Source organism: Flavobacterium sp. Root186 (genome assembly GCF_001428525.1).
GTDB lineage: Bacteria > Bacteroidota > Bacteroidia > Flavobacteriales > Flavobacteriaceae > Flavobacterium.
The window spans coordinates 57,143-69,472 of record NZ_LMHW01000003.1; the positions used below are offsets into that span (position 1 = coordinate 57,143).

General features: G+C 33.3%; 4 protein-coding genes. All 4 read right to left on the minus strand.

Annotation, left to right across the window (positions count from 1 at the left end; genetic code table 11):
- Position 1: 1 nt before the first annotated feature.
- The 4 genes from ASD98_RS03040 to bglX all read right to left on the minus strand — a co-directional run bounded on the left by ASD98_RS03040 (position 2) and on the right by bglX (position 11,825).
- A complete protein-coding gene (locus tag ASD98_RS03040; RefSeq protein WP_056200062.1) occupies positions 2-1,525 on the minus strand; it encodes a RagB/SusD family nutrient uptake outer membrane protein in 1,524 nt (507 codons plus the stop codon).
- A gap of 61 nt (positions 1,526-1,586) precedes the next feature.
- Positions 1,587-4,691, minus strand: coding sequence for a TonB-dependent receptor (locus ASD98_RS03045; protein ID WP_056200065.1), 3,105 nt, complete (start codon positions 4,689-4,691; stop codon positions 1,587-1,589).
- A 460-nt stretch (positions 4,692-5,151) separates the two neighbouring features.
- The gene (locus ASD98_RS03050; protein WP_056200068.1) at positions 5,152-9,306 is read right to left on the minus strand and encodes a hybrid sensor histidine kinase/response regulator transcription factor; all 4,155 of its coding nucleotides are present in this window, start codon (positions 9,304-9,306) and stop codon (positions 5,152-5,154) included.
- Between the two features lie 239 nt (positions 9,307-9,545).
- Positions 9,546-11,825 (minus strand): beta-glucosidase BglX, encoded by a 2,280-nt coding sequence (gene bglX / locus ASD98_RS03055; RefSeq protein WP_056200089.1) that lies wholly within the window; start codon positions 11,823-11,825, stop codon positions 9,546-9,548.
- Positions 11,826-12,330 lie beyond the last annotated feature (505 nt).

The window sequence follows — 12,330 nt, forward strand, 5'->3', positions numbered from 1 at the left end:
GTTAGTTAAAGTTAAAAGGAACCGGAGGCTCTAATAATGATGGGTTAGTATCAATAGCAGACTGCGGTAATGGCAGTTCAAAATAATTGCTTCCCGGAGTTATTTTTCTCGAAATCAAATCTGTTCTGGCATCATCTGAATAAAAACCAACTTCCTGCTGTGAAATGATTGCTGTTGCTTCGGCCAGACCGCGGCGTTTTAAATCAAAGAAATACTGTCCTTCAAGTGCAAATTCAACTCTTCTTTCGTTAAACAATTCATCTCTTGTCAATACTGTTTTAGCAGGTAAGCCAGCCCTTGCTCTTACTTCATTAAAAGAGCTTAAAGCAGATGCAGAAGTAGTAGAAGGCGCTCCGGCCAGAATAGCTTCGGAGTTCATTAGTAAAACATCAGAATATCTTAATATGATGGTGTTTTGTGAAGTTCTCATAAAGAATACATCATTTCTTTCGGCAGCTGATCCTACAATATATTTTCTAAAATTAGCTGCTGTAGAAGAATATATTTTTTTATACAGAAAACCGCCTTGATTTTTTAATAATTCAGGATAAAAATCACCATCTGTCATGATGGTACTCTTTTTTCTGGTATCTTTTGGTTCAAATCCACTTTGTAATGAGATTGAAGGAAGATAAACTCCCCATCCGTCACCACCTCCGGTAATTCCTGTACCTCCGGGAACTATGTATGCCTGATTGGTATTTTGTGTACCCCATTCTGTAGCAATAGCTTTCCATTGTAAAGCGAACATACTCTCGGCACTGTTATTATTTTCCGGACTGCTGAATAAGTTTCCATAATCCTGAATTAAAGTATATTGGTTTCCAATAATTTTCTGGGTTAAAGCGGCGCATTCTCCATATTCATTTAAGGTCAAATGCACTTTTGCCAAAATACCCATCGCAGTATATTTTGTAACATAGCCTTTTTTTGCGGCTCTTTCAGGTAAATTTTCGACTGCATATGCTAAATCTTGTTTGATGAATTTATAAACATCAGAAACAAGATTTCTTTTTGGCTGCGCTGCAGAACCTGCTTTATTGATAATAGGCACAGCTCCAAAAGTTCTTACCAAGTAGAAGTAAGCATTTGCTCTCATGAATCGAGATATTGCGATAGCATTTTTATACGATGCTTCCGGCAGTTCACTTTTTCTTTCTTCGACTAAACTCATTAAATTATTCGATTGATCGATAACTGAAAATAAAGAAACATATCCTTCAGTAAGAATTGGGTTTTGTGATGTTACCTGAGCATCTTTAAACTGCGCATAAGCACCATCAAATGTAAAAGCGTTCCCGGCATACATATCGCCTACAGCAATTAAGAATTTATCATTAAAAGTAAACCAGGGTTTAAAGTACAAACTCTCAGCAATTCCGTCAAAAGCCGTAACTCCTTCAGGCAAATCGCCCGGTGTTAATTGATTTTCAGATGGTGCATCCAAAAAATCATCTGAACAAGAAAATAAAGACAGCAATGGTATCAGCATTCCCATCATAAAAATTTTAAAAAGTTTTTTCATAACTATATTTTTTATGTTAATGAGTATGAATCATTAAGTTAAATGTGTTTTTTTATCAATCTTAGAATTCTAAATTCACTCCAACAGAAGTTGTTCTTGGCACAGGATAACGACCTAAATCAATTCCGCTCAGTGTTATATTCTGATCTAAATTTCCAAGGGCAGGATCAAAGCCTGTATATTTTGTAAACGTGTATAAATTTTGAACGTTTACATACAATCTTACTTTAGAGATAAAAGAGTTATCGAATATCTTGTTTGGTAAATCGTAGCTCAACGAAACATTCTGAATTCTTAAATAAGAACCGTCTTCAACAAATCGATTCGAAATTCTTCCGTTACCATTTGGGTCATTTAATGTAATTCTTGGCACATCTGTATTTTCGTTTACTCCTGGTTCAAAAGCCTGCATAGCCTGAGTGCTTACATTTCCAAATCTATCGCCAAATCCCGGATAAATTCCATCCGTATAATGACGTGTAAAGTTGTAAATCTGATTGCCTTGACTTCCGGTCAAAACAACTGATAAACTAAGGTTTTTGTATTTAAAATTATTGGTAAATGCATAAGTAAAATCAGGAATTGCACTTCCTATGGATGTTTGATCTTTACTATCAATTTTGCCATCGTTATTAAGGTCTTTAAAACGAATATCTCCAATTCCCGTTCCTGTTTCCTGAACTGGCCCTGCAGCTAATTCAGCAGCATTTTTAAACAAACCGTCTGTTACATATCCATAAAATTGTCCAACTGGTTCTCCTTCTGTAGTTCTGGTAACGGTATATAAATCAAATTGTACTTTTCCTAATAAAGATTTGCCTTCGCCTTGAAAACTTGTCAGCTCATTATTGTATTTTGAAAAAATAACCGTACTGTCCCAAGTAAAATTTTCGGTTGAAATATTTCTGGTATTCAGCGTAAGTTCAATTCCTTTTGTTACAATTTCACCCGTATTCAGGTAATAATTAAGTGCACTTTGATTCGATTCATCATTGATTTGTTTGGTCAGGAAATCGGATGAATTTTTAATATAATAATCAAAATCTAATTTTACTCTATTGTTAAGCATCGCCAATTCGAAACCAGCATTGAAAGATTTAAGAGATTCCCATTTAATATCCGGATTTCCTAAATTGTCAATTGTTGGAGAAACACCTCCAAAAGGAGAGGAAAGCAAGGATAAAATTGTCTGATATCTGTTTGCCGGAATATTTTGATTTCCTACCAAACCATAACCTGCTCTAAATTTTAAATAATTGATGCTGTTTGATAAAGGCTCAAAGAACTTTTCGTTACTTACTGTCCATCCCCCTGAAAATGAAGGAAAATAACCCCATTTGTTGTTTGGGCCAAAGTTTGACGAAGCATCTGCTCTTAAAGAGGCAGAAAAAGAATATCTGTCTGAAAAGCTATAGTTTAATCTCGAAATATAAGAGGCCATAGACCATCTTCCAGAACCATTTCCGTTCAATGCAGTATCGATATCACCAATGTTTAAGTTGGTAAAATCTTTATTTAAAAACTCACCGGTTCTGTAGCCGCTTATGTATTCATATCGACTTTCCTGCGCTTCCTGACCTAATAAGAAAGTAAAGTTATGTTTATCGTTTATGGTTTTATTATACGTTAAATAATTTTTGATGTTCCAGTAATAACTTTGATCCTGCTGTTTGAATGATTTGTTTAAAAGTTCAGACACATTTCCTAAAGTATACTTTGGGGCAAAAGTGGCACTTTTTGAAAAGTTCAAATCGTATCCTAATTCGGTTCTAAAAACCAATCCTTTGATCAGCGTAAAATCAGCAAATAAATTACCATTAATTTTAAATCTTTCGGTAGTCGAATTATTGTATTCTGACAAAGCAATTGGGTTCGTTGCCTCATTTGCCGAAGATCCTAAACCTGTTGTTGGCCCTGCATAAGAACCATCTGGAGTTCTAACCGGTAATTCTGGAGATTGTCTTAAGGCATTCATAACTAAACCGCCTCTGTCATCGTTTCTTACTACTTGCTGAGAAGATTTACTTACGGATAAGCTATTACCAATCTTTAACCATGATTTTACATTCGAATCAACATTTAATCGCATCGATAATCTGTTGAAATCTGAATTTAAAACTATTCCTTCCTGATCAAAATAATTTAAAGAGGTATAAAAACGTGTTCCTTCTTTTTCTCCGGAAAATGACAATTGATGGTTGTACATTGTAGCCGTTCTAAAAAGTTCATCCTGCCAGTTTGTTCCGTTTCCTAATAAATCTGGTTTTTGATATTGAAAGGGAACGGGCTCACCGTTTAATTTGTAAATTTTTGCTTGGTATTTAGCATACTGTGGTAAATTTAATACATCAACCGTATTGGTTATTTCCTGGGTTCCTAAATAGGTTTCGTAGGCAAATTTTGATTTTCCTTTTTTTCCTTTTTTGGTGGTAATCAAAACCACACCGTTTGCACCATTTGCACCATAAATTGCCGTTGCCGATGCGTCTTTTAAGATATCAATAGTTTCAATATCTGAAATATTCAAACCAGACAAAGCCGAATTTTTAGTTTGTCCGTTTCCTCCGCCCAAAGCGCTGAATGAAAAGGAGTCGTTGTTTTTATCTGCAAAAACCGGAGTTCCGTCAATAACATACAAAGGTTCATTTCCGTTAATAGAAGTAATTCCTCTAATTTGTACTGAAATTCCTCCTCCAGGCGTTCCTGAATTTTGAGTAACGTTTACACCCGCAGCTTTACCCACAAGCGCCTGATCGATAGAGACAAAAGGTTTGTCCTGAATTTCCGAAGCTTTGATAGAAGAAACAGCACCATTGATATCTTTTCGTTTTGAAGTTCCGTATCCAATAACTACTACTTCATTTAATTTTTCGAGGTCATTAACCATTGTGACCTGCATAATTGCTTTTGTATCTGCCGGGATTGATAAATTTTTGTATCCTACATAACTAAAAAGCAGCAACGCTTTTGGTTCTACATTGTTTAAAACGAAGCTACCGTCAAAATCGGTAACTGTTCCGTTTTTTGTTCCTTGTACTATTACACTAACACCCGGAAGGTTGGCTCCGCCTGATGTTACTTTACCTTTAACAGTTTGTGCGTAGAAAAAATTTCCCCACATACATACTATCAAACACAATAGTTTTTTTAATGTTCTTTTCTGCATAAAATTTGGTTGTTAGTTTACTTGAAATAATTAGTTAATCGTTAAGTTTTAGAAAAACATTTAAAATTTTGGTCCTCTGGCGATTGATTGTTTTGAGTTTTGACTAGAGAACTTTTTTCTTAAATATTTCTTAACGAAAGTAAATTGTAGAGGTGTTGTATTGTAGAACAGATGATGCATATTGTGCAACAGATGATGCAAAAAAAACATCTGAACCCCTATTATAAGCCAAATGAGACCCTAAAGCAGAAAAACAAGTGCTGAGGTATTACTAAAATTTTCACGTAAAAAATATTGTTTGTTTAAAAAACAATGAGAATATTTTTGATATGTTGATTTTTATTTGAAGTTAAAAGCTTCGGTTTTTGAAAAAATTGACTGACAAAAAAAGAGCTTCGATTGTAAACCGAAGCTCTTTACTAATTCATTTTTGTCTTTTTTTGAATTGTTTGTGTATAGTTTATTCTTTTGTCTTTTTTTCCTGATTAGGTAAATGACCGTACTTAACTTTGTAACATTTGGCAAAATAGGAGGGAGAAGTAAACCCAACTTTATAGCTTATTTCATTAATATTATTGCTGCCTTGTTCGATCAGCTGCTTTGCTTTTTCTAAACGAACATTTCTAATAAATTCGTTAACAGAAACGCCTGTTAATGTTTTTATTTTTCGATACAGCTGGCTTCTGCTCAGGTAAATTTTAGAAGACAAAAGTTCTACAGTCAATTCTGGTTCGCTGATATTTTCATTAATAAAATGCAGGATTTTTTGAATGAAATCATTATCCAGCGATGTTGTTTTTTCTTTACCTTGTTTTGTGATCCCGCTGTAAAATTTCTTAAACATGATCTGTCTGCTTGTAATAAGTTGTGCCAGACTGGATTTTAAAATATCTAATTCAAATGGTTTGCTTAAATACATATCAGCACCAGAATCTATACCTTCTAATCGGTCTTTTACCATTGCTTTTGCGGACAGCATTAACAAAGGAATATGGCTTGTTTTTAAATCTCCTTTTATGTTTTTACACAACTGCAGTCCGTCCATAACCGGCATAATGACATCTGTAATGATTAAATCAGGTAATTTTTGTACCGCAAGTTCGTAGCCCTTTTTACCGTTTTCGGCTGTAATAACTTTGTATGATTTGCTTAGTTCTTCTTTTAGATAATGTCGCAATTCAGGATTATCTTCAACAATCAAAACCGTATATGATTTTGCTATTTCTTCTGCAGATTTGTCGATGGTTTCTTTCGTAAAATCATCTTCATCTTTTTGACTATTAACAGTGTCAAATAAATATTGATTTTTGTTCTTTTCTATTTTAAAAACCTCGTCAATTATTTCACCTTTCTTATAAAGAGAGCTGCCTAAAGGAAATATTACCTTAAATTTTGTGCCTTCTCCCACCTGACTTTCTACTTCAATTTTTCCTTTATGAAGCTCAATAAATTGTTTTACCACTTCTAAACCAATTCCGGTGCTGCCGTAATAATCTTTATTTACATTATTGACCTGATAAAATCGGTCAAAAATTCTATTGAGATCTTTTTTACGAATTCCAGAGCCAGTGTCGGTAATGGTTATGGAGAAGGAAGGAATTTTTTCTCCATAAACTATCAATGCATTTTCAGTTTCGGATGTGTCTATAGCAATAGTTATAGAGCCATTATCGGGCGTAAATTTGAATGCATTTGAAATAATATTAAAGAGTATTTTTTCCAGCATTTTAGGATCCAGCCAGTCTTCGAGTTCATCTTCTGATGATTCAAAATTTACTTTAATGTTTCGGGCAGCGGCTTCTTCATTAAAATAGCCAATAATTCCTTCTGTAAAGGCAACGACTTCAATTTTCTTCGCCTGAAGCGAAATTTTATTGAACTCTAATTTATTAAAATCCATAAGCTCATTAATAAGCCTGGAAAGTCTGTCGGAACTTTTGTGTACGATTTTTAATTTGTTATGTATTTCAGGAGATAATTTTTTACTTCTTAAAATGTCTTCCAGAGGATTAATAATCAGCGTTAAAGGTGTCCTGAATTCATGCGAGATATTGGTGAAAAACTGTAATTTTTTATTGTTTAATTTCTCTAACTGAATGGTTTTTTCTTTTTCTAAAATAATGGCCTGCTTCGCTTTAAAACGATTTTGATAGATTTTATTGAAATATCTAATTAGAAAAATTAAAATAGCAGTGTATATTAAATAAGCCCAAAAGGTTTTCCACCATGGTGGCAGGATTTTTATTTTTAATTCTAATTGGTCATTACTCCAGGAACCATCTGCATTGGCTGATTTTACTTTGAAAGTATAATTGCCCGGTGCCAGATTTGTATAGGTTGCTGTTCTGTTATTTCCGGCATAATTCCAGTCTTTTTCAAAACCTTCAAGATAATAGGCGTATTGATTTTTTTTAGAATAATTATAGTTAATTCCCACATATTCAATCGTAAAAACCGATTGTGTGTAGTTAAGTGTAATTTCTTTAGTTTGCGAAATTACTTTGGTTAACGGCGAATCATCTTGATTTGGTTTTACAGATCGATTGAATAATTTAAAATCACTGAAATAGAGGTGTGGGGCTTTTTCTGCTTTTTTAATCTCGTTAGGATTAAAATAATTTACACCCTCGTAACCGCCAAAATACAACTCTCCGTTTCCATCTTTAAAGACCGCATTATTATTAAAATCGTTATCAATAAGACCATCATCTTTATTGAAATTGGTGCTTTTTTTATTTTTAAAATCGAGTTTTGTTAATCCGGATCCGCCACTTACCCATAAAGAACCATTATTATCAGAAATTATAGCACGAACAGATTTTTCTTTAAAACCCGGAAAATCATCATAATTTGAAAATATCTTATTTTTTTTATGGTAACTAAATAATCCCTGACCGTCAGTTCCTATCCATATTGTTTTATCATTAGATTCATAAATGGATAAAATAGTTTGAATACTGTTGTGTTTGTTTATGCCGCTGAACATGGCATCGCGCATTTTTGTCACTTTAAAGCCCGATTCGTTTTTTAAATTAACCTGATACAATCCTAAAATTGTTCCTACCCAAAGGACATTATCTGAGTCTACAAAAACTTTACGAATAAAAGCATTATCTAAAGCATTCTCAGCAAATGGTTTAAAGTCACAATGCACAAATGTGCCGCTCTTATTGTCAAAATAATGCAGTCCTTTTATGAAAGTGCCAATCCAGATTCGGCCTTTTGAATCTTCTGAAAAACTGAAAATTCTATTTGATTTTAATCCTGACGTGTTTGCGGTATTATAATTTATGAATCTTGTCGTACCATTTTTTAAAAAGTAGATTCCTCGATCCCAGCTTCCAATCCAGATGTTTTGTTTGCTGTCTATGAATATGGTTTGAATATCAATGGCATTTAAACCAGAGTAGTAATTTTGATTATTTTGATTAACGTGAATATAACTTTTATCCGTAAGATTATAAATGTCAAGCCCGCCGCCTTCATTGCTGATTAATAAATTTCCTTTTTTATCTTTTATAACAGAAGTTACATAACTGGTCTGTAAAGAATTATCATTATTGGCAAGAGATTCAAGCGAATTGAATTTATTGTTGGGTTTATCAAATACACCAAGACCTTTATTAAAATACCCTAACCAAAGCCGTTTTTCTTTGTCTTCGTATAACGACCAGACAGAATTAGATTTTAAACTGGAACTATTGTATTTACTATGAAGATATTTTTTAAGTACCTGCCCTTTATAATTTACGACCAGTAATCCGTCATTTTCAGTACCGCAGACAATGTAATCCAGACTGCTTTGTACAATGGATAAGATTTTGTTTTTGGTAATAGCGTACTTTTCAAATTGGTAATTATCTGTTTCCGGTTTAATTTTTATAAGGCCGTTTTCTGTTGTTCCCAGCCAGATATACCCAAATTTATCTATAACAAGATTTTCTATGTCGTCGAGCAGAGGTTCTCTTTTAAATTTGTCTTTATAAACCTGTTTAACTTTTCCGTTTAAATCAATCTCTAAAAGGCCATAACTGGTTCCTAAATAAATAATTCCCTGTTTATTTTTTACCGAAGATTTTATCAAAAAATTAGGTTTGTCCAAAACTTTTGACTGCACTAAAGAAGCTTTTAAAGTCTTAGTATTAAGTTTGAATAATCCGAAACCATAAGCTCCTAGAAATAAATTCCCGTTGTTGTCTTCAATAATTGTTTTTACTGTAATAGGTTCACTGTATCCTTTTTGTATTACATCTTCAATATTGATTTTGGCAAAATTATCTAAATCTCTGTTGTACAAACACAAACCTTCATCTGTACCTACCCAAAGGTTATTTTTAGAATCAATAAAAGTCGTATAAATAAAGTTACTGTTTACAGAACTAGGTTTTTTATCATATTTATATCCAAAATAATTTACACCGTCATATCGGTATAAACCAGCGCCGTTTGTGCCTATCCAGATAAAGCCGTTGTTATCCTGAATGATAGAAGAAATGGCTCTTTTTGAAGTAGTTTCTTGTATGCTTCTAAATTGATAGCTGTCAAATTTGCCTTGTGAAAACAAGCAGTTTATAAGGCTAAAAAAGCATAAAAGAATATATTTGATATTTTTCATTTAGATGTAACAGTATTATTTATCAGCTCGTTTGAAAATAAAATTTGTGAAGGGATTCTTTTTTAAGGTCTTATATAAAACAATATTAATAAAACTAAACAGAACACTTAATTTTTTTTATTCAAATTTACCATATTGCCAAAATCCTGAGTCCGATTAATTGCCTTATAAGGAATTATCGTACTCAGGATAAATTGAAATCGAAAGATTTATTCTTTTGTTTTTTTAATTTTCGGCCTTTATTTTAGTTCAAACTTACTTGTAAGCCCTTCATTTGAATTCCAGCCAACCATAACATTAAACAAGCCCGGTTCTACTAAAAATTTGCCATCGTTGTCGTAAAAACCAAGTTCCTTATCCGTTAAAGTAAACTGAATTGTTTTGGTTTCTCCTTTTTTTAATTCGATAAGTTCAAAACCTTTTAATTCTTTAACAGGTCTTACAATACTGGCAACAGGATCATTTAGGTATAATTGAACTACTTCTTTTCCGTCAAAATTTCCAGTATTGGTAACATCAACAGAAACCTCGATTTTTTCACCTTTTTGGAAAGAAGGTTTTGCTATTTTTAAATTTTTATAAGCGAAAGAAGTATAACTTAATCCATAACCAAAAGGATATAAAGGTGTTTTCTCAACATCAGAATAATGTGACCAAAAAACATTTTGATCTTTATCTGTCGGTCTTCCTGTATTGTATAAATTATAATAAATAGGGCATTGGCCTACATTTCTTGGGAAAGACATTGGCAATTTACCACTTGGGTTATAATCTCCATACAAAACCTGAGCTACTGCATTACCGGTTTGGGTTCCTAACTGCCAAGCTTCGACAATAGCAGGAATATGCTCTGCAGCCCAAGGTAATGCTAACGGACGCCCGTTATTCAAGACCAAAACAATATTAGGATTTACTTTATAAACTTCCTCTAATAATTGCTGTTGGTTACCAGGTAAACCTAATTCTGTTCTGCTTCGTCCTTCACCGCTTTGAAAACCAATTTCACCCAAAACCATTACGACAACCTCTGCCTCTTTTGCCGCTTTCTTTGTCGCTTCAAATCCAGAAAAATCGGTTGTATTAATTTTTACTTCGTCTACAAATAACTGTTTATTTGTAGCAACGTCTGTTCCTTTTTCATAAACCAACGAATTGTTTTTGTATTGCTGCATTCCTTCCAGAACGGAAATTGCAGTATTATCATCGGCAGCAATTCTCCAGCTTCCTAATGGGCTGTTTTTATCATTTGCCAAAGCACCAATTAAAGCGATTTTAACTCCTGTTTTTTTCAAAGGCAGAAGATTTTTATCATTTTTTAATAAAACGATCGATTTTTTGGCCATGTCCAGAACGTCATCATTATTTGCCTTACTGCCAATGTTTGCTTTTTCACGGTCTTCATCACAATATTTATAAGGGTTGTCAAACAAACCTAATTCAAATTTTACTCGAAGAATTCTGCGTACAGCATCATCAATCACGCTTTCTTTTACCGATCCTTTTTTCACTAATTGAACCAATTCTGTCACATAAACATTTGATTCCATATCCATGTCAGAACCTGCGATGGCTGCCTTTTTAGCAGCATCGGCGGCATCAGATGCGTAACCGTGTGTAATCATTTCGCCTATAGAAGCCCAGTCTGAAACTACAAAACCCTTAAATCCCCAGGCTCCTTTTAAAATATCCCTTTGCAAAAAACTATTTCCGGTTGCAGGAATACCATTTAGCGTATTAAATGAATTCATAAAAGTGCGGATTCCTGCATCGACTGTTGCTTTAAAAGGCGGTAATACGGTATTGTATAGTTTTGAATTACTCATATCAACGCTGTTGTATTCTCGACCGGCTTCTACAAAACCATAAGCAGCAAAATGCTTTGCGCAAGCTATAATTGAGGTATTACCGAAACTTTCACCTTGAAAACCTTTGACTCTTGCCGTAGCAATTTTGCTTCCCAAATAAGGATCTTCGCCTGCACCTTCCATAACTCTTCCCCATCGTGCATCATTGGCTACATCTACATTTGGTGCAAAAGTCCAGTTTAATCCCGAAGCCGAAGCTTCAAGAGCCGCCACACGTGCCGAATTTTTAATGGCTTCTAAATCCCAGCTTGCAGATTCTGCGAGCGGAATAGGGCTTAGGGTTTTGTAACCGTGAATTACATCAAAACCAAATATTAATGGAATCCCAAGACGGGTTTCTTCAACGGCAATTTTTTGTACGGCTCGAACTTCTTTAACACCTCTTACGGTCAGCATAGAACCAACCCATCCTTTTTTTATATTATTATATTTTTCTTCATTAGATCCAGATTCCGGTTTTGGTCCGGTAACATCCCATGAACCATTATATTGATTCATTTGTCCTACTTTTTCTTCTAATGTCATTTCTTTCATCAAAAGTGTAATGCGGTCTTCAATTGGTTTTTTGGCATCCATATATTTTTTGGTTTGAGCATAACCGGTTCCATAAACGATTAGCATTAAAAATGCATATCTTTTAATTTGTTCTTTCATCATTGTGTTTTTGGTTTAATACTAGATAGTTTTGAATACAAGTTTGTAAATGTAGTTTTACAGTAATAATTAGAATAGTAGATTTGAAGCATTATATAATACAAATGATGTATTTCGAATCTCTTAAATGTATAAGTAAAAAATAGAGATGTTTTTATTTCCTGTAATCTTACTTAATTGTTTAAAAAAATAGCTTTAAGCTTTTGAGGTGAAAAAGGTATTAATTCCAAATCTACTATGCGGGGAATATGCCGCAAATTCCAAATTCCTGAACGTTTTTAAACTCGTTTAAATATATGTTATAGTAATCGGATTAAGTAAAATACACCTATTGGAAAATAAATATTGTTTCAAATTATAATTTGCAACCAATTTTTTAACCAAATTCATATATCTGAAAAATCATCTCCTTCATTAATTTATCAAAAAAAAACTTAGTATCTATCTTGTTGTTAGTAGATGTTTTATAGGTTTTTTTAGTATTGCTCAATTGTTTTTATTTAAA

Coding starts and splice junctions, on each gene's coding strand:
- ASD98_RS03040 (WP_056200062.1), bottom strand. CDS start 1,525: ATGAAAAAACTTTTTAAAATTTTTATGATGGGAATGCTGATACCATTG.
- ASD98_RS03045 (WP_056200065.1), bottom strand. CDS start 4,691: ATGCAGAAAAGAACATTAAAAAAACTATTGTGTTTGATAGTATGTATG.
- ASD98_RS03050 (WP_056200068.1), bottom strand. CDS start 9,306: ATGAAAAATATCAAATATATTCTTTTATGCTTTTTTAGCCTTATAAAC.
- bglX (WP_056200089.1), bottom strand. CDS start 11,825: ATGAAAGAACAAATTAAAAGATATGCATTTTTAATGCTAATCGTTTAT.